This window comes from Atopobium sp. oral taxon 810 str. F0209 (assembly GCF_000466405.1).
Taxonomy (GTDB): Bacteria; Actinomycetota; Coriobacteriia; order Coriobacteriales; family Atopobiaceae; genus Olegusella.
In genome coordinates, this window is sequence record NZ_KE952970.1 from 52,185 (window position 1) to 71,070 (window position 18,886).

General features: G+C 52.8%; 23 protein-coding genes and 1 pseudogene. All 24 read right to left on the minus strand.

Translation table 11 applies throughout. The features are described 5' to 3' along the window. Window positions 1–460 precede the first annotated feature (460 nt). Window positions 461–1,240 (minus strand): annotated as a pseudogene (map, locus tag HMPREF9069_RS08505) (type I methionyl aminopeptidase); the annotation flags it as partial. Next, on the minus strand, window positions 1,237–1,863 hold the full coding sequence (locus HMPREF9069_RS08510) for an adenylate kinase (protein WP_035438976.1): 627 nt from the start codon (window positions 1,861–1,863) through the stop codon (window positions 1,237–1,239). The gene HMPREF9069_RS08510 and the pseudogene map, both read right to left, overlap by 4 nt. Before the next feature lie 217 nt (window positions 1,864–2,080). Beyond that, the gene (secY, locus tag HMPREF9069_RS08515; protein ID WP_021626872.1) at window positions 2,081–3,364 is read right to left on the minus strand and encodes a preprotein translocase subunit SecY; all 1,284 of its coding nucleotides are present in this window, start codon (window positions 3,362–3,364) and stop codon (window positions 2,081–2,083) included. Continuing rightward, window positions 3,358–3,807, minus strand: a complete 450-nt coding sequence (gene rplO, locus HMPREF9069_RS08520) for a 50S ribosomal protein L15 (RefSeq protein WP_021626873.1) — start codon at window positions 3,805–3,807, stop codon at window positions 3,358–3,360. The genes secY and rplO overlap by 7 nt, the downstream gene beginning before the upstream one ends. A 10-nt stretch (window positions 3,808–3,817) precedes the next feature. Beyond that, on the minus strand, window positions 3,818–4,006 hold the full coding sequence (gene rpmD / locus HMPREF9069_RS08525; RefSeq protein ID WP_021626874.1) for a 50S ribosomal protein L30: 189 nt from the start codon (window positions 4,004–4,006) through the stop codon (window positions 3,818–3,820). Window positions 4,007–4,009: 3 nt separating this feature from the next. Next, window positions 4,010–4,531: a 30S ribosomal protein S5 gene (rpsE, locus tag HMPREF9069_RS08530; RefSeq protein ID WP_021626875.1), complete on the minus strand. Its 522-nt coding sequence runs from the start codon at window positions 4,529–4,531 to the stop codon at window positions 4,010–4,012. Window positions 4,532–4,541: 10 nt separating this feature from the next. After that, window positions 4,542–4,910 (minus strand): 50S ribosomal protein L18, encoded by a 369-nt coding sequence (gene rplR, locus HMPREF9069_RS08535; protein ID WP_021626876.1) that lies wholly within the window; start codon window positions 4,908–4,910, stop codon window positions 4,542–4,544. 61 nt (window positions 4,911–4,971) lie between these two features. Then, window positions 4,972–5,526 (minus strand): 50S ribosomal protein L6, encoded by a 555-nt coding sequence (gene rplF / locus HMPREF9069_RS08540; protein ID WP_021626877.1) that lies wholly within the window; start codon window positions 5,524–5,526, stop codon window positions 4,972–4,974. A gap of 26 nt (window positions 5,527–5,552) precedes the next feature. Then, on the minus strand, window positions 5,553–5,951 hold the full coding sequence (rpsH, locus tag HMPREF9069_RS08545) for a 30S ribosomal protein S8 (protein WP_035438979.1): 399 nt from the start codon (window positions 5,949–5,951) through the stop codon (window positions 5,553–5,555). 88 nt (window positions 5,952–6,039) lie between these two features. Further along, window positions 6,040–6,225, minus strand: coding sequence for a type Z 30S ribosomal protein S14 (locus HMPREF9069_RS08550; protein WP_021626879.1), 186 nt, complete (start codon window positions 6,223–6,225; stop codon window positions 6,040–6,042). Between the two features lie 67 nt (window positions 6,226–6,292). Continuing rightward, the gene (gene rplE, locus HMPREF9069_RS08555) at window positions 6,293–6,880 is read right to left on the minus strand and encodes a 50S ribosomal protein L5 (protein WP_021626880.1); all 588 of its coding nucleotides are present in this window, start codon (window positions 6,878–6,880) and stop codon (window positions 6,293–6,295) included. A gap of 570 nt (window positions 6,881–7,450) precedes the next feature. After that, on the minus strand, window positions 7,451–12,151 hold the full coding sequence (locus HMPREF9069_RS08560) for an InlB B-repeat-containing protein (RefSeq protein WP_051317839.1): 4,701 nt from the start codon (window positions 12,149–12,151) through the stop codon (window positions 7,451–7,453). Window positions 12,152–12,880: 729 nt separating this feature from the next. Continuing rightward, complete coding sequence (gene rplX / locus HMPREF9069_RS08565) at window positions 12,881–13,198, minus strand: 50S ribosomal protein L24 (RefSeq protein WP_021626884.1); 318 nt, start codon at window positions 13,196–13,198, stop codon at window positions 12,881–12,883. 15 nt (window positions 13,199–13,213) lie between these two features. Then, on the minus strand, window positions 13,214–13,582 hold the full coding sequence (rplN, locus tag HMPREF9069_RS08570) for a 50S ribosomal protein L14 (protein WP_021626885.1): 369 nt from the start codon (window positions 13,580–13,582) through the stop codon (window positions 13,214–13,216). Window positions 13,583–13,644: 62 nt separating this feature from the next. Beyond that, window positions 13,645–13,911, minus strand: a complete 267-nt coding sequence (rpsQ, locus tag HMPREF9069_RS08575; protein ID WP_021626886.1) for a 30S ribosomal protein S17 — start codon at window positions 13,909–13,911, stop codon at window positions 13,645–13,647. 13 nt (window positions 13,912–13,924) lie between these two features. Continuing rightward, on the minus strand, window positions 13,925–14,137 hold the full coding sequence (gene rpmC, locus HMPREF9069_RS08580) for a 50S ribosomal protein L29 (protein ID WP_021626887.1): 213 nt from the start codon (window positions 14,135–14,137) through the stop codon (window positions 13,925–13,927). A gap of 5 nt (window positions 14,138–14,142) precedes the next feature. Continuing rightward, complete coding sequence (gene rplP / locus HMPREF9069_RS08585; RefSeq protein WP_021626888.1) at window positions 14,143–14,568, minus strand: 50S ribosomal protein L16; 426 nt, start codon at window positions 14,566–14,568, stop codon at window positions 14,143–14,145. Continuing rightward, window positions 14,568–15,278, minus strand: coding sequence for a 30S ribosomal protein S3 (gene rpsC / locus HMPREF9069_RS08590; protein ID WP_021626889.1), 711 nt, complete (start codon window positions 15,276–15,278; stop codon window positions 14,568–14,570). The genes rplP and rpsC overlap by 1 nt, the downstream gene beginning before the upstream one ends. A gap of 3 nt (window positions 15,279–15,281) precedes the next feature. Continuing rightward, the gene (rplV, locus tag HMPREF9069_RS08595; RefSeq protein WP_021626890.1) at window positions 15,282–15,647 is read right to left on the minus strand and encodes a 50S ribosomal protein L22; all 366 of its coding nucleotides are present in this window, start codon (window positions 15,645–15,647) and stop codon (window positions 15,282–15,284) included. Window positions 15,648–15,664: 17 nt separating this feature from the next. Beyond that, on the minus strand, window positions 15,665–15,925 hold the full coding sequence (gene rpsS / locus HMPREF9069_RS08600; RefSeq protein ID WP_021626891.1) for a 30S ribosomal protein S19: 261 nt from the start codon (window positions 15,923–15,925) through the stop codon (window positions 15,665–15,667). A 21-nt stretch (window positions 15,926–15,946) separates the two neighbouring features. Next, on the minus strand, window positions 15,947–16,783 hold the full coding sequence (gene rplB / locus HMPREF9069_RS08605; RefSeq protein WP_035438982.1) for a 50S ribosomal protein L2: 837 nt from the start codon (window positions 16,781–16,783) through the stop codon (window positions 15,947–15,949). Between the two features lie 185 nt (window positions 16,784–16,968). Continuing rightward, window positions 16,969–17,274 (minus strand): 50S ribosomal protein L23, encoded by a 306-nt coding sequence (gene rplW, locus HMPREF9069_RS08610; RefSeq protein WP_021626893.1) that lies wholly within the window; start codon window positions 17,272–17,274, stop codon window positions 16,969–16,971. Continuing rightward, window positions 17,274–17,897, minus strand: coding sequence for a 50S ribosomal protein L4 (gene rplD, locus HMPREF9069_RS08615; RefSeq protein WP_021626894.1), 624 nt, complete (start codon window positions 17,895–17,897; stop codon window positions 17,274–17,276). Before rplD ends, rplW begins: the two co-directional genes overlap by 1 nt. Window positions 17,898–17,907: 10 nt before the next feature. Next, window positions 17,908–18,528, minus strand: coding sequence for a 50S ribosomal protein L3 (gene rplC / locus HMPREF9069_RS08620; RefSeq protein WP_021626895.1), 621 nt, complete (start codon window positions 18,526–18,528; stop codon window positions 17,908–17,910). Window positions 18,529–18,886 lie beyond the last annotated feature (358 nt).

Sequence of the window (18,886 nt, forward strand, 5' to 3'; positions counted from 1 at the left end):
GCAGGGCGATGCTGATTGAAACAGTCTGTGACCTTTGGCAAAGCAGGACCGTGTTGCTTGAAAGAATACGTGGCGTTTGGCAAGCAGGGCCGTGTTGGTTGAAATGATATGTGGCGTTTGACAAGCAGAGCCGTGCAATCTGAAACAGAGTGTGGCTTTTGGCAAGTGTAGCTGCGCCATTTGTATGCTCGCGGGCAGTGCTGGGTAGTTAGTTAGCACGCGAGGTAGTCACGCGCCCTTAGTTAGCTAATACACAAAACCCAGCTCGATAGATCTGGAGCTGGGTTTGAGAAAAAATGTAGGCCTAACAAAAATATGTAGCGCCTAACTAAATATGAAGAACGGCAGTGCTATCGGCCGAACTGTCATCCGAAGAATCATCTAACTCAGCCAAAGATTCCTGCGGCACTTCTTGCTTGGGCCCCTCGGTATCACAGACTGATTCTGCTTCGGGTTCAAGACCGCCATGCATGGAACACCATGGTCCCAGCTCATCAGCCGTCAGAATTAGAGGACCTTCTGCAGTAATCGCAACTGTGTTTTCATAATGCGCGGCAGCCAAGCCGTCAGCAGTCTGCACGGTCCAGCCGTTAGGCCAAACACGCGTATCGTAGCTACCGAGCGTAATCATTGGCTCAATCGCAATAACCATACCTACCTGGAGCTTTACGCCACGACCAGGGCGCCCATAATTGGGGACATTGGGATCTTCATGCATTTTGTGGCCTACACCATGACCAACATATTCGCGCACTACACCGTAGCCATTTGCCTCGGCAAGGCGCTGCACCGCATAACCAATATCGCCCAGACGGTTGCCCGGCACTGCTTGTTCAACGCCCGCCATCAGGCAATCGCGCGTAATTTCGCATAAACCTTGAATTTCAGGAGCGACTTCACCCACCAAAAAGGTCCACGCGTTATCTCCCACCCAACCATCTTTGGTAGCGCCCGTATCGATTGAGAGAATATCTCCTGCCTGCAAGACAGTATTCTCGTTAGGAATACCATGAACAATTTGAGCATTAGGAGACGCACAAATACTTCCTGGAAAGCCACCATAACCCTTAAAGCTCGGCTTGGCTCCTTGCGCCCGAATATAGTCTTCAACAGCACGGTCAATTGCTGCGGTTGTTACGCCTGGAATTGCCATAGTGCCTGCTATACGCAGAGCCGCTTTGGAGATAGCTCCTGCTACGCGCATCTGCTGAATTTCATCGGGTCCTTTGATATGAATCATAGGCCAAGCTGTGCTTTCGTATCGACATAGACCTCATCCACAGGGCGGTCTCCATCAACCTTGAGAAGCTTGTCTTGCTTTTCGTAATACTCAATGAGAGGAGCGGTCTTGGACTGATAAGTATCCAGACGCTTCTGGATAGTCTCGGGCTTGTCATCATCGCGCTGATACATTTCGCCACCGCAACGAGAACACACCTCAGTCTCGGGACCAGCAGTATAACCGCAGCTACGGCAGGTACGACGAGAGGAAAGACGCTTGACAATAACATCAAAAGCTACGTCAACAAGCAGAGCTCCATCGAGCGCAATGCCCATCTTTGCAAGCTCAGCATCTAACACCTCTGCCTGTGCGGTGTTGCGAGGGAAGCCATCGAGAATCCAGCCTTTTTGCGCGTCAGGCTCAGCAAGGCGCTCCTTGACCAAATCAATAACAAGACTGTCAGGCACCAGCTGACCAGCATCCATATAAGACTTTGCCTGCAAACCAAGCTCAGACTCTGCTTTTACTGCGTTGCGAAGAAGATCTCCTGTGGAGATGTGGGCAACACCAAAATCGGCGACAAGCTTCTGAGCCTGCGTACCTTTTCCAGCTCCTGGCGCGCCAAGCAAAACGATGTTCATACGTGCCTCTTTCTTTGACATCTAACAAAGACAGATACGCATCTATTATCCACGAAATCTAGAGGGCTGTGCTACGCGAGCGTGCGACATATTTGTTAATAACGAAGACCATGCTATACAAGCTTGATACAGACCTGCTAACAGTAAAGGCAAAAGGCGCCTCCCGTGAAAGAGAGACGCCTGCACTGGCATTATATGTGCTGCATAAACGGCTTGCCTACTTGAAGAACCCGTCATAGTTATGCATCTTGAGCTGAGATTCCAGGGACGCAATCGTATCCATCGCAACGCCAACCATAATCAGAATCGACGTACCGCCAAAACTCTGAATTAGGTTGTTATTGGTGAAAGAGAACACGATCGAAGGCACTACCGCCAGCGCTGCCATAAAGATGGCACCAGGCAGCGTAATGTGATCGAGGGTCGATTTGATATAGTCAGCCGTAGCCTTACCAGGGCGCACGCCAGGAATAAAGCCACCAGCTTTGCGCAGCTGATCTGCTGTTTCATCGGGATTGAACACCATTGCGGTATAGAAATACGCAAAGAACACGATGAAGACAACTGACAAAATCCAGTTAATCCAGCCAGTAGAAACTGCATTAGCAAAAGCCTGAACCCAACCCACGCCAGGGAAGAACACCGCAAGCTGAGCGGGCAAATACAAAATTGCTGAAGCAAAGATGATTGGCACAACGCCTGCAGTGTTAACTTTAATGGGCAGGTAGGTAGACTGACCGCCCATCATCCTGCGACCAACAACGCGTTTGGCATACTGCACAGGAATACGACGCTGACCGCGCTCGATATACACGATAACGGGAATGACCGCCGCAACCACAGCCACCGTCAGAATAGTCACCAAGATATTGCCCTCGGCAACAACAGACTGAATGATGGCGGTAGGAAGTCCTGCCATGATGTTGGCAAAGATAATGAGGGACATGCCATTGCCGATGCCGCGCTGAGTAATAACCTCGCCCAACCACATAATGATGAGCGCACCAATAACCAGCGTAAAGACGACAATAAAGTCCTCAAGCAGAGAAGGGATGCCCATCTGGGAGAAATCCATCCCATACGTAGGGCTCTTGAAGAGGAATAGGTAGGCAATAGCAGAGATAAGAGAAAGAACAACTGTAAGGTAGCGCGTGTACTGCGTAATCTTGCGCTGACCAGACTCACCTTCACGCGCCAGTGCTCCCAGCGAAGGGATAACTGCCTGCATCATCTGCAGAATAATCTGCGCGGTGATGTAGGGCATGATGCCCAAGCTGAAGACAGAAACGCGCGACAGTGCGCCACCTGAGAAGAGATTGAGCACTGTAAGCGCGCCGCTACCTGCAGCTGCATTTTTATAAGCTGCGAGCATAGCGGAGAAAGGAACTCCAGGAACAGGCAGATACGCCCCAAAGCGGTAGAGGGCAAGGATTGCGACGGTAATCGCAATCTTGCCCCTAAGCTCGGGGATACGAAGCGCGTTTTGGATCGCCTTTAGCACGCTGCCTCGACCTTTCCTCCGGCCGCCTCGATCTTTGCCTTGGCAGAGGCGGAGACCTTGTCAACTTTGACAGTAAGGCTCTTGGTGAGCTCACCGTCGCCGAGGACCTTCACAGGCACATAGTCGTGCTTGATAACGCCCTTAACCATAAGACTCTCGGCATCAACTGTCTCGCCAGACTCATAAAGAGCCTCAAGACGAGCAACGTTGACGGGGGCGTACTCAACACGGTTGTGATTGGTAAAACCAGGGAGCTTGGGCAGACGCATTGCGAGCGGCTGCTGACCGCCCTCAAAGCCGGCACCCTTGCCGCCACCAGAGCGGGAAAGCTGACCCTTGGAGCCACGACCAGCGGTGGTGCCATGACCAGAGCTATTGCCGCGGCCGATGCGCTTACGCGCCTTTTTCGCGCCCTCTGCAGGGCGGAGATCTGTGAGCTGCATTGGGTAACTCCTAGTTCTCTTTAACGTCGACGAGGTGCTTGACCTTGAAGATCATGCCTCGAACAGACGGATTGTCGGGCAGAACCGCGACGTCGTTAATCTTGCGCAGGCCCATGGCCTTGCAGGTAGCCGTCTGATCCTTCTTGACGGAGGCGACGGCGCTGCGTACGAGCTTGACGGTAATGGTCTTTTCAGCCATCGCTTATGCCTCCTTCCCGGCAAACATCTCCTTGACGGAGAGGCCGCGGCGCTCTGCGGTAGCCTCGGGGCTCTCGAGCTCCTTGAGGCCCTTTGCAGCGGCCTTGATGATGTTGAGTGCGTTGTCAGTACCAAGAGACTTGGCGATGACATTCTTGATGCCCACGGCCTCAAAGAGAGGACGGACGGGGCCACCGGCGATAACACCGGTACCAGGAACTGCGGGTTTAACCAAAACACGGCCAGCGCCGTAGTGGCCCTCGACAGCATGAGGAATAGAGCCCTCATCAGTCAGAGGCACGTGGAACATGTTCTTCTTGGCGTCTTCAACGCCCTTGCTAATAGCCAGAGGCACTTCGGTGGACTTACCCTGTCCGAGGCCTACGTTGCCCTTGCCATCACCGACGACTACCAGGGCGACGAGGGACATACGCCTACCACCCTTGACGACCTTGGAGACGCGGTGGATGTAGACGACGCGCTCCTGAAGGTCGGAGTCCTGCTGGCGCTTACGATCACGTGGCATTACATTCCTCCTAAAACTTCAGGCCCGCTGCGCGGGCGCCATCTGCGAGAGCCTTGACGCGGCCATGATAGATGCGGCCACCGCGGTCAAACTTGACTGCGGTTACGCCTGCGGCAAGCGCACGCTCACCGATAAGCTTGCCAACAAACTCAGCTGCCTCCTTGTTGGAGCCAATCTTGCCTGTGGCACGGAACTCTGCGGACAGCGTCGAAGCAGAGCAGATGGTCTTTGCATCTGCATCGTCAACAACCTGAGCGTAAATATGAGCATTGGTGCGGTGAACGGTGAGACGAGGAGCCTCTGCCGTACCGAAAATCTTGGAGCGGACACGGCGCTCGCGGCGCTTCAGTCCGGCCCGCTTGGCCTGCTGCTTGTTCATTCCTTCTCCTTTTCCGCGCCACTACCTAACGGGGTAGTGGTCTTGTTATGCGAAGCAAAGCTTACTTAGCAGCCTTGCCGAGCTTCCTGCGGATATGCTCACCTTCATAGTGAATACCCTTGCCCTTGTAAGGCTCGGGAGGACGCTTGGCGCGAATCTCAGCTGCAACCTGACCGACCTGCTCCTTGGAAATACCCTTAACCAGAATGTGGGTGTTGTCGGGGCACTCAAAGGTGATGTTGTCGGGTGCAGGATAGAGCACGGGGTGAGAATAGCCGAGCGAAAGGTCGAGTGTGCTGCCCTTAAGAGCAACACGGTAACCAACACCGGTGAGCTCGAGCTTCTTTACAAAGCCCTCGGACACGCCAACCACCATATTGTGCAGGAGCGTACGGCACAGGCCCTGCTGGGCGTTGGAATCCTGAGTCTCATCATTGCGGGTAACCTCAAGGTGCAGGGGCATCTCATCGCTTGCTTCAACCTCTGCGATAGAGATGAGATGAGAGAAGTCGCGCTCGAGTTTGCCCTTGGGGCCCTCGACGCTAACGTGGGTACCATCAACTGTCACGGTGACTCCAGCAGGAATCATGACAGGCTGCTTACCAATACGAGACATTGTCTCCTCCTATCGATTCCTAGGGTCTACCAGACGTAGGCGATGACCTCGCCGCCGAGACCCAGCTTGCGGGCGTCGCGGTCGCACATCATGCCCTTGGACGTGGAGATGACGGCAATGCCGAGGCCACCCAAAACGCGGGGTAGATCGGCAGCCTTGCTATAAATGCGCAAACCAAGCTTGGAAACACGGCGAATGCCGCGAATCGTGCGGGTGCGCTTGGAGCCATACTTGAGCACGATGTGCAGCGTCTTTTGAGGCTTGGTGTCCTCGATGCTGTACGACTCGATATAGCCCTCCTCGCAAATAACACGGGCGATCTCAGCGAGAACCTTGCTAGAAGGCATGGACACCTCGTCCTTGCCTGCATTGCTCGCGTTGCGGATACGTGTCAACATATCTGCGATGGGATCGGTAACCTTCATTGATCCTTCTCCTTTGTTCGTGATGAATCTGCACGTGTGGTTCATCTAACCCCGTGGGAAAGATGCCTCCACGACAGTGCCCTGTGTCCTACCAGCTTGCCTTGCGGACGCCAGGAAGCTCGCCTTTGAGCGCCAGCTCGCGGAAGCACTCACGACACAGGCCGAACTTGCGATACACGGAGTGGGGTCGCCCACAACGTTGGCAACGGTCCTGCTTGCGCGTCGAGAACTTCGGCGTGCGGTTCGCCTTGACGATCATCGATGTCTTAGCCACAAATCCTCCTCTACGAAATACCACCGTTATCCCTCACTTTGGGGATAGCGGCATCGATGCCTAGTTGTTACTCAGCCTTAAACGGGAAGTGGAAAGCAGAAAGAAGTGCCTTTGCTTCCTCGTTGTTGGGTGCAGTGGTGACAATGGTGATATCCATGCCACGGGTGTGGTCGATCTTGTCGAAGTCAATCTCGGGGAAGATCACCTGCTCGGTGACACCCATGGAGTAGTTGCCGTGTCCATCAAAAGACTTGGGGGACAGGCCGCGGAAGTCGCGGATACGAGGGATAGCGATGGCAATGAGACGGTCAAAAAACTCCCACATACGATCGCCACGCAGAGTTACCTTGGCGCCAATGGGCATACCTGCACGCAGGTGGAAGGTAGCAATGGACTTGCGGGCATGGGTAACAAGAGGCTGCTGGCCGGTGATTGCACGGAGGTCAGAAACAGCGCCGTCAATTGCCTTGGAGTCGGTAGCTGCCTCGCCAACACCCATGTTGACGACAATCTTCTCAATCTTGGGAATCTGCATGACGCTCTTGTAGTTGAACTGCTTGTTGAGTTCATCGCGCACGGTATCTAGGTAATACTGCTTGAGACGCGGGGGCTCGGAGGCGTTTGCAATAGCTACGCCTTTTTCCTGCTTTGCCATGTACTGCTCCTTCAAAGTCGAGCGTGGAGGTTTACGTGCGGGGACCGCCTCGCACCACCTGGGCTGGCACCCAGGAGCCTATTCGTCACTATATCGAGTCGGGACAGAATCCTCCCCCGAGCATAGTCACGCAAATAGTAAGGATAGCTTCTTGGACAAGAGATTTCCAGTAGAAGTTTTTCCTGCTTGGAGTACACACATTGTTTGCTCCTTGAGGTTCACAATTCCTCATCCTGCAGTCCCATCCCACTCGAAAAGGGTTCACAATTCCTCACGCACTGCGAAAAGGTTTCCTTTTCACGTTTTGCTTCACAAACATGCAGGTAATTTTTTCGCCCGTGATGCTTGGAATCCTTTGTAATGGTGAGTAGGGAATTGTGAAACCTTTTTGTGGCGACGTTGACCGCAAGGTTATTAGGGGGTCCTGATACACCAACTTTCGAGACGCGATTGTCACCCCTGTCAGACCGTGTTTATCTTGCGCATAAGAAAAGCAGCTGGCGGGAACTTCTTCCCTACCAACTGCTTTGTTGTGACGCATACTAGGCCAAGTAGAACCGCACTCAGCTGTTACTTATTACGCTTACGCAGAATAATTGCCGCAGCAACGATTACTATGCCAGCTACCGCAACGCCGCCCACGGGCAGGAGCAGGTCGCTTGTCTGAGGTAGAACCTTGCGAACAGCTTTCTTCGTCACTTTCTTGGTGATCTTTTTGCCATTATCTGGTTTGCTAGGCTTGTTGGGCTTATTGGGCTTATCAGGTTTGTCTGGATTATCAGGCTTAGTAGAATTCGCCTTAACCTCCACCGTAAAGCGAATGCTGGTGTCATCAGCAGGAGCCGTTGCGTCCTTACCGTCTGCCCACTGCTCACCGTCCCAATGGAATCTAAAGGCTTTGGTTGTGCCACCTTCAGAAGTAGCCGTCGCCTGCATATCGCCTGCAACTGTACCCACTACCGTGAGACGTGTACCGTTCTTGGCGTCAGCATTAACCTTTACGCCAGGAATAATGACCTTCATCCAGCCGTCAGCATCCCCTGCCTGCTGGACAGCTTTCTGCAAGTCAGCATAAGTACTGATGTTGGTGGTATCAAGTTTCATCGTAACAGTAACGGTCTTGCCGTCAGAGCTCACCTTGGTATTGGTAATAGAAAAATAAGGGCCGAAGTCCTTGGCGGTAGCCTTAACCGTACTGGGTAAAGTCAAACCATCCGGAATAGTGAACGTAGCCGTAAAGGTGCAGTTAGGCACATCAACTGCAAGTTTGGAGTAATCCGTTACATTCGGATAGAGCTTCTCGATATTGCTCATCTGCTCTTGAATGCTCTGCTTGTTGAGCCAACCAGCATAATCAAGCGTGGCGCTAGGCTTGGTGGGATATACCACCTCATGCTCGGTCTCGTCACCAATACGAATGTCGCCGGGAAGATCCTGCGTAACCGTAGCGGGAGTCTCAAGCGTAGCTTGGATGACCTTATCATCGGTAGCAACACTATCTTTACCGTCTGCCCATTGCTCAGCCTTCCAGGTAAAAAGGAAACGACGATTCTTGCCAGAGTTTTGCGAAGTAGCAGTTGCGTCAAAGTTGCCTTCAACCGTACCGGTAACAGTCAGTTGCTTGCCCTCACCAGCGCTAGATTTAACCTTGACGCTCGGAACTACAACCTTCATCCAACCGTTTGGATCGCCCGCAGAGTCAACAGCATTCTCCAACTGGTCATAAGTTGCAATTTCATCAGCCAAGTCCATCTTGACAACAACGGTGTTGCCTTCGACCTTTGCGTCAACGATCTTGAAGCCACCGAAGTTCTCAAGCTTTAAATCGTCCTTAGTAAGTTCAGGGAGCTTCATCTCGTTAGGAACCGTAAACTTCGCCACAAAACCAAAGTTACGAATATCTACATCAATCTTGTTGTGCTCAACATTGGGGTACTGAGTTTCAATACCCACCATTTGATCCTTGATTGCCTTGACATTCAAGGCGCCTGTCACATCAACTTTCTGACCAGGAAGTACGCCATAAGTAGAACTATTGGTTGTGTTTTTATTAATCAGAATGTCGCCAGGAAGCGTGGCATTGGCAGGAAGCACTGCGGCAACGGTGTAGCTAATAGTGCCATTAGCTGCCGGCTTTGCATCATTGACGGTCGTACCCTGACCAGCCTCGTCGTTACCTTCCGTTGCCTGCTTTGCATTCCAACCAAATACAAACTTCTTGGTTGTAGTGTTATGAGTAGCATAAGAAGAGAAGTTGCCCATGACCTTGCCATCCATATGGAAGAGCTTGCCATCTTCAGTAACTTTATTACCATCCAGTGTGAAACCATCAATCGTGATTTTAATTTTGGCAGGAGTAACCTGAGAATCAATAGCCCGACGCATCTGCTTGAGAATGCCAGTCTGTGTGTCATCTTTGCCTACTGAGGCGACTGCATCCTGCAGCTCTTTGTAGGTACTAATACCACCCTTCAGATTAAACTTCACGGTAATAGTATTACCAACCTGCGTAACATCACCCAAAGTAAAGCAGTCACCCAAACCGGTTGCAATAATCTTGGGGTTGTCAGTGACCTTTACACCGTCGGGCATGGTAAAGGTTGCAGTGAAGTTGGACTTAAGTTGGTCGAGCATAATCTTGTCAGGCTCATTTGCTGCATCAGGAAAGAGCGCTTCCGTTTTCTTCATCTGCTCTTGAATGGGTTGCGCGTCAATCTGCCCCGTAATAGAGAAGGTTTCTTTATCAGGACGAATGTGTTGCAGCTTTGAACTCGTCTCCTCGCTGATAGACCACATATCACCATCAAGAGTCAAGTCCTGCTTAATTTCCTGAACTGCAGGGTCGGTCTTCCACTTGAGGTAGTAGGTAACATCCTTGGTAAGCGTGGGATTATAACCAGGAGTCGAGAAAACCCACAGCGACGTATCGTCAAATCGACGATCTTCGCCCTTGCCCGATGCACTTTCATTCCAATAGGCATTATCGGCAAGTACCTCATGGGCTTTCTTGGCCTTTGTATCAGGTTTTATCTTGTTGTAGTCAAACGACCCGAGGATGTCATGTAAGGTCTGACCGTACTCAGCGGTCTGCTTTATAACGGCAACATCTCCGCCATCTGCATCCTGCTTTATCTCAAAAACGTCAGGATTCTTCTTGAATACTGAATCATCAGAGAATTTTCCGCCATTGGCAGAAAAAGACACTGTGTATTTTTGAGCATTCCACTGTGCATACAAATCAATCTGCGTCATGCCTTCTTTGAAGCCCAGTTCGCTACCAGCGGCAACTTCCTCGCCGCCGTTTTCAGCAGTCGACCAGCTAATGAAGTCCTTGCCATCGCGTGCAAACTTCTTATTACCCTTAACTACCTCATCATATGAGAGTGCCTGTGCACTTGTTGCAGAACTATCCAGAGTTTGGATATAGCTCTCACCATCACCGTTGTGGTAAATGACCGTCTTTGCATCCCACTTTGCATAGACCTCAAGGTTGGTCGAAACCTTGCCATCATAGTTAAATGCGTGCTCAGCACCAGTGGAGTCCTTATAGTACCAACCGAGGAATTTGACACCGTTCTTATCGGTCGGGGTTCCAGGATTCGTATTGCCAGTTACTGCGTCGGGCTCGTATCCACGGATAGTAGAAATTTTCTTATCAGCAGTAGTGTCATCAGCAAACGTTGCATCCGCATTATTAAGCTTAAAGGTTACCTTAGCTTCGGGTACCCAAACATGCTTCTGTCCGTCACTAGAAGCGTTAGCTACCTGATAGGTATATTCCTCGCCGTTTTTATTGAGAGGTGAAAGTGTATTTACGCTAGGGTCTGACAGCGTGAAAAGCATGAGCTTTTCGTTGCCGTTATCAGCACCATTAGTAGGAATAGTGCTTCCCAATCCACTATTGTAATTTGGCTCGTATTTAACCTTATGTGAACCACCAATGACAACATAATTTGTCTTAGTTTGCCCAGCTCCTGTATCTCCATCTGACTTTGCGGGAGACTCGACACGAGAATCAGCATCAAACTCAATATATCCATTTGCCTGCGCACCAAAAAGTGCACCTCTCTGTTTTCCGTTTCCCTCGAGAGTTGAGCTCTTAAAATAAACCTTACCAGTGTTGACGTTTAAACCACCGGCACCATTGTTTGTAAATTTAATTGTTGAATTCTCAATCAACAATTTAGTATCGGTTCCGCCAACAGAAAGCCCAGCAGTACTCCCCGCATTGATGTTAACGGTTGAATTAGAGATTGTGCCGGATGCCTGGATTGTCAAACCAGTTCCGCCATAACTTGTAGTGTTATTAGCAGTAAGCTCCGAATTGTTCATCGTGAGCTTATTGACATAAAAACTCATACCAAAGCCATTGTAGGTGAAGGATGAATTGATAAGAGTGAGATCCTTACCATCAGACCAAGTCCTCTTTTGAGAGGTAACGTTAATCGTGCAGTTCTCAAAATGAGTAGCCCCAGTAAAAAAGTTGGTGTTGTCTTTATCGTTTGCTGTAATCTTCAGCTTATCTTTGCCAGAGCTTCCTTTAATGGTGCCTTCAAGGCTAATTCCATTACTACTACCCTGAGCATTGTTTTTAAAGTTATACGTACCATCAGTAATGAGAGAATTCTTTTGAGCAGTTAGAGCTTTGGCAAATCCTGTCATGGTAAGCACACCATTACTACCCTTGAGAGTAGCGCCACTTGCAAGGGTAATGCCGTTATTCCCCTTGCCAGTAATATTAGTATCGCCATAGATATCGAGCGTCACGCCTGCAGGAATGGTAACTGACGTGTCAAGGATAAAGCTACCCTTAAGGTGAATGATATCACCTGATTTTGCTTTTGTAACGGCTGTTGCAAGACTTTTAAGAGGAGTTGCTGCAGAGCCATCGGCATCATCACTGCCGCCATCAGCGTCTACATACAAGTCACCATCCGCTGCAGGGGCGCGGGCAGGCTCAGGGGTGGCAGCCTTGTCGGTAGGCTCCGCAGAGTCAGCGGCTACGGGGGCAGCGTTCTGCTTATCTGAGGAAGCCGCATCTTGATCACCTGCGGCGTCCTTAGGTTCCGTTTCGGCAGCAGCGTCATTGGTAGACTCTACGGTTGCCGCATTGTCTGTGGGCTGCGAGACAGTAGCTACTTCCCCGTCATCCTCAGGGACGCGTGCCAATGCTGGTGCAGGCACCAATGACGTGCAAAGTAGCAAGCTCATAAAGAGCGTTGTCGCTCGACAAAGTAAAGAGGTTTTGCTTTTGTGTACGTTTCTAGACATGCTTCACGCCTCTCTTTGTACCGATGTCTCGATACCTTTTGCCCAAGCTCTTTCTACGAGCTTAATGTACATAGCTAGAGATATTTTGCCACCCAACACACCTATATACAAGAACGATTTCACAAGAATCACCTCGGTAAATACGGTTCGACACTTTGCAACTCTATCAACAGTTGAACTTAAATTTATGAGGTGAGGAAGATGTAGGTCACATTTCTCTCGTTTTCCAAATTATTTGCTTTGCAAAAAGTCAACCCTCGTTGCAACCTGAGGTTGCAACGTTCCCCGTCTAGCTGCAGTTTCTTAAATACGAACAGGTAGATTGATATGCACTATTTCTGTTGCAACCTGAGGTTGCAACGAAGTAAGATAAAGCTTACTTAATGTATATGGATGTATATGCCTGTACATCCCGGAAACATATATTTCCCCAATAGGCTCACGTACGGTTAAAATGTTCCCTTGAAATTACAGAGAATTCCATTCAATTTGATAAAACGACAGCTCCAGAACCTTCAGCAAACGCTCAAGCAGAACAAAACTACTCAATCGCTCAATCTACGCCATAAAAGAATAGATCAGGCCTGCAAAGGGTCAGGTCTGTACACATCGCTTTTTGCTGCGCGTATTACACAACAAAAAACCCGACCCCTGCGAGAGGAGTCGGGTCATATCAAACAAATTCCCCGCTTGCCGGACGCACAAAACCGCCGGCTGCGCAAGAAAACCTTAGAGCTCAGCTCCGGACTTCTTGGCGTAGCGAACCTTCTTGCCATCCTCGGTGAAGCGATAGCCCACACGGGTCGGCTTGTCGGTCTCGGGGTCAATCAAAGCAACGTTGCTGACATCGATAGGCATGGGCTTCTCAATGATGCCACCCTGCTGATTGAGCTGGTTGGGCTTGGTGTGACGCTTGGCAACAGCAACGCCCTCAACAACGACCTTGCCCTCTGCAGGCATGGCGCGCAGGACTTCGCCGCGAGTGCCCTTGTCCTTGCCGGACAGGACCTCGACCGTATCACCCTTGCGGATGTTCATCTTAGGCATGTCTTGTCCGCCTCCTTACAGCGTCTCGGGTGCGAGCGAGACGATCTTCATGTAGTGCTTCTCGCGCAGCTCACGAGCAACAGGCCCAAAGATACGTGTGCCCTTAGGCTCGCCTTCCTTATCGACAACAACGCAAGCGTTCTGGTCGAAACGGATGTAGCTGCCATCTTTACGACGGGTCTCTTTGACCGTACGCACAACTACGCAGCGTACAACGTCGCCCTTCTTGATTGCACCATTGGGCGTCGCCTCCTGGACGGCGCACATGATGACCTCACCAATGCCTGCGTAACGGCGCTTGGAGCCGCCCAGGACCTTGATGCACTTGACACGCCTAGCGCCACTGTTGTCAGCGACGGTAAGCATGGACTCCATCTGAATCATTGCATTCCTCCGTACTTGCCTCCCTGCAAGCAACGCCTGCAGGGTTGACACGTGACCTTACGTTACTTGGCGCGCTCCACGATCTCCACTACGCGCCAGCGCTTGGTCCTGGACAGCGGACGGGTCTCCATGACGCGGACGGTGTCGCCGATGCCACACTCGTTCTTCTCGTCATGGCAATGGAGCTTCTTGCTAATGGTCATCATCTTGCCGTACTTGGGGTGGTGCTTACGGTAGGTGATCTGAACTGCGATGGTCTTGTCACCAGAGATCGAGACAACCTCACCGGTGCGAAGCTTTCGCGCGTTCCTGATTTCGGTATCTGCCATATCTTTCTCCGGTCTAGTTCTTGGCAGCGGCGTCCGCTGCAATCTGACGTGCACGCATCTCGGTCTGAACGCGAGCAATATCGCGCTTAACAAGCGTTACGCGAGCCGTATTGTCCAGCTGGCTGGTAGCCATCTGAAAGCGGAGATTGAAAAGCTCCGCGCGACCCTCGTCCAGCTTCTGAGCCAGCTCAGCGTCAGAGAGCGCCTGAATATCCTTGTACTTCATAATGGCTACTCCTCCTCGCCAAAGTCGGCGCGGGACACGATCTTGGTCTTGATTGGCAGCTTGTGCTGTGCAAGACGCAGAGCCTCGCGAGCAATCTCCTCGCTCACGCCACCAATCTCGAACATAACACGACCGGGTTTAACAACAGCTACCCAGTCTTCGGGGTTACCCTTACCCTTACCCATACGAGTCTCAGCGGGCTTCTTGGTAATGGGCTTGTCGGGGAAGATGGTAATCCAGACCTTACCGCCACGCTTCATATAACGGGTCATAGCGATACGAGCGGCCTCAATCTGACGATTGGTAATCCAATCGCGCTCAAGAGCCTGGAGACCAAAATCGCCAAAGTAGATCTTGGTATTGCCTTTTGCCTGGCCCTTCATAGAACCACGCTGAACCTTGCGGTGACGAATGCGCTTAGGTGCCAGCATTAGCGACCCCTCCTCTCATTACGACCGCGGCGAGGACGGCTAGAGCCCTCGAGCTCGGGAGTCGGGATGGGCTGGCCAGCAAGACGCTCGCCCTTGTAAATCCAAACCTTAATGCCGCAGGCACCCATGGTGGTACGGGCAGTTGCCTGACCAAAACCAATAGTTGCGCGAAGGGTGTGCAGAGGCACGCGACCCTCGCGGTACCACTCGCGGCGGCCCATCTCGGCGCCGTTCAGACGGCCAGAGCACTGAATACGAATGCCCTGTGCGCCAGATTTGCGAGCGGACTGAACAGCCTTGCGCATTGCACGACGGAAGGCGATACGGCCCTCAAGCTGGTCGGCAATAGACTGAGCAACAAGCTGTGCATCGAGTTCGGGGCGACGAACCTCGATAACATCAACGTTAACGTTGCCCTTGCCAACCTTGGCAATGCCCTCAAGCTGGGTACGCAGAGTGTCAATCTCGGCGCCCTTCTTGCCAATAACGATGCCAGGACGGCCAGTAAAGATGGTGACCTTTACCTTCTCGCCAGCACGCTCAATCTCGACGCGGGAGAGAGCTGCACGTGCAAGTTTCTTCTCGAGGAACTTGCGGATAGCGAGGTCGTTGCCAAGCTTGCTGGCGTAGTCCTTGTCGGCGTACCAGCGGGAGTGCCACTGCTCGGTGATGCCGAGGCGGAAGCCGGTCGGCTGAACCTTCTGACCCATTTCCTACGCCTCCTTCCGAGGTGCGACGGTGACAGTGATATGGCTCGTGCGCTTGTTGATACGAGAAGCGCTGCCCTTTGCGCGGGGACGAATACGCTTAAGCGTGGGGCCCTCGTCAACGTAGGCGTACTTGACGTAGAGATTGTTGGCACGCAGGCCATTGTTGTTCTCAGCATTGGCAATCGCAGAGCGCAGGGTCTTTGCGACAGGTTCTGCAGCAGCACGAGAGGTGAAGGCGAGCTGCTCGAGCGCGCGATCGACCTGCTTGCCACGAATCTGGTCGACGACCATGCGAACCTTGCGGGGTGCCATGCGGACGTACTTTGCGGTCGCGGAAATCTCGACCACGTTGGTATCAGTGTTTGCCATGTGTCTCCCCTGCCCTTCTATTTGGCCTTGTGACCACGGAAGGTGCGGGTCGGGCTAAACTCGCCCAGCTTGTGACCAACCATGGACTCGGTGACGTAGACGGGCACGTGCTTGCGACCATCGTGAACAGCGATCGTGTGACCAACCATCTCGGGGAAGATGGTGCTGGAACGCGACCAAGTCTTGATGACGTCTTTCTTGCCGGACTCGTTCATTGCCGCCACGCGAGCGAGGAGGCGAGTCTCTACGAACGGGCCCTTCTTGAGGCTTCTGCTCATTTTGAAAACTCCTACTCTGCGCTACTTGGAACGACGACGACGAATGATGAGGCGGTTGCTTGCCTTCTTCGGATCGCGCGTCTTTGCGCCCTTGGATGGCTTGCCCCAAGGCGAGACGGAAGGACGACCAGAGGTGTGGTTTTTGCCCTCGCCACCGCCGTGTGGGTGGTCGACGGGGTTCATGACCGTACCACGGACTGTCGGACGGACGCCTGCCCAGCGAGAGCGGCCAGCCTTACCGACAACGATGTTGCCATGCTCTGCATTGCCAACAGTGCCGATGGTGGCACGGCAGGTAAGCAGAACACGACGCAGCTCAGAGGAGGGCATGCGCAGGACGGCATAGCCGTTGTCCTTACCCATGAGCTGGACGGAAGTGCCTGCAGAACGAGCGATTGCTGCGCCCTTACCAGGCTGGAACTCCACGGCGTGCACAAAGGTGCCGACGGGGATCTCGGACAGCGGCATAGCGTTGCCCGGCTTGATGTCGATATCCTTAGTACCAGAGATGACTTTGTCGCCTACCGAGAGGCCCTCAGGTGCGAGGATATAGGTCTTAGCGCCATCGACATAGTGAAGTAGTGCAATACGAGCAGAGCGGTTGGGATCGTACTCGATGGTAGCGACCTTGGCCGGTACATCATCCTTGCAGCGCTTGAAATCAATGCGACGATACTTGCGCTTGTTGCCGCCACCCTGATGACGGGTGGTGATACGACCATTGTTGTTACGGCCTGCCTTCTTGGGCAGGGGCTCCAAGAGCGACTTTTCGGGGGTGTCGGTGGTGATCTCGGCAAAGTCCGAAATCGTCTGCCAACGCCTACCGGCGCTCGTGGGCTTGAGGTGCCTTACAGCCATTCCCAATTCCCTTCTTCTCCGTTGGCCATCCACCTCGGGATGGAGCCTGATAGCGGCTCCGGTGAATGACACCGGACATTCTTGCTGCAAACTTATGTCTGCAGCCTTACCACGGTGCCGCGCGTATCTATCCTTGGCGGCACAATAACCCACACGCAAAAGTGCGCCGCGTGTGGGTGTGGGTACTACTCCTCAGCAGCAGCCTGCTGATTTGCGAAGACCTCAATCTGCTCGCCAGCAGCGAGGGTGACGATGGCCTTCTTCCAGGTACGGGTAGAACCAACCTGGTAGCGAACACGCTTGTTCTTGGACTTGACCCAAGCAGTGTTGACCTTGGTGACATGAACACCGAAGAGCTGCTCAACAGCCTCCGCGATCTCCTCCTTGGGAGCGGTACGAGCCACCTCGAAGGTGTACTTGCCCTGCTCCATCTTGTCGAATGAACGCTCGGTTACAACCGGGCGAATGATGACATCATAGGCGGACTTCATTATGCAAGCACCTCCCCAAAGTACTTAGCGGAGTCCTCGCTCATGACGAGGGCTGCGTTATCGATGAGGTTGCGTACATTTGCCTCCGAGTTGGCAACAATGGAGACGCCTGGGAGGTTGCGGAATGCGAGGTAGGTGTCGACATCATCGTCATCGACAACGATGGTGACGCGCTTGCCCTCGAGGTTCAGAGCCTTGAGCATAGCAGCAGCATTTTTGGTCTTGGGCTCGAGAGCGAGCTTGTCGACCACAATGAGCTCGCCGTCAGCCAGCTTGCCAGAAAGCACGGAACGCATAGCAAGCTTGACCTCCTTGGAGTTGACACGCAGCTCGTGGAGGTGGGGCGTAGGCCCAAAGATGATGCCGCCATGACGGAACTGACCAGCGCGAATGGTGCCCTGACGTGCGCGGCCGGTACCCTTCTGACGGAAAGGCTTGACGCCGCCGCCAGAAACCTCGTGGCGATTTTTAGTGGAATGAGTGCCCTGACGCAGGCATGCCTCGTAGGCGACGACCGCGCGGTGCACCACCGGGATGTTCGGCTCAATGCCGAAGACGTCAGAAGAGAGCTCGGCCTCGCCAGCCGCTGCACCTTCGACGTTGATCATCTGAATATTGGACATGTGGTACTCCTTAGGCCATGCGGACCTGGACGATGGCGTTCTTGCCGCCGGGAACAGCACCCTTGATGAGCATCAGGTTCTGCTCGGCATCAATGCGGACAAGCTTGAGGTTCTTGACCGTAACGCGCTCGTCACCCATGTGACCAGCCATGTGCAGACCCTTGCGAACGCGAGCGGGGTACGCGCACTGACCAATGGAACCCGGACGACGCTGGTTGCGCGAACCGTGAGTCATGGGGCCACGTGCAAAGTTCCAGCGCTTGATGGTACCCTGGAAGCCCTTGCCCTTGGAGGTGCCGATGACATCGACAGCCTTGACCTCGGCAAAGTCTGCAACGGTGACCTTGTCACCAGTGGTGTGCTCTTCGCCCTCGGCAACGCGGACCTCGCGCAGGTAGCGCATAGGCTCGACGCCAGCTGCAGTGAAGTGACCAGCGAGCGGCTTGTTGACGTGCTTTGCGCTGATGTCGCCGAAGCCAATCTGAACGGCGTCATAGCCGTCATTTGCCTTCGTCTTTACCTGCGACACCACGCAGGGCCCGGCCTGGACAACGGTAACGGGAACAACATTGTCGTTGTCATCCCAAACCTGTGTCATACCGAGCTTGCGGCCAATAATGGTGTTGACCATACTCTTTCCTTACCCTCGGTGGTCATGGGACCTCGGAGACTTAAGCTCCTGGGACCGCCACATCGCAGGCCCTTCCTGCGCTGCCGTATCCTCCCCAGCGGACCACATCCTGTGTGGAACTGCTTCACTAGATATCTGCCTTCAACGGCACTTATTCGGTCAGCACACCAAACAAGTCACACTCGAGACAGCAATCCCCTAGATTCACAGCCTTGTTAGTGTACACTGTGCCGGGCGTCTCCACAATCTCTACGTGGGAATTTTTTGCGGGATATAAGCGTGTTGCTTGCCAAAAGTCACGGATTCTTTCAAATGACACGGCTCTGCTTGCCAAAAGCCACACATCGTTTCAGCAATC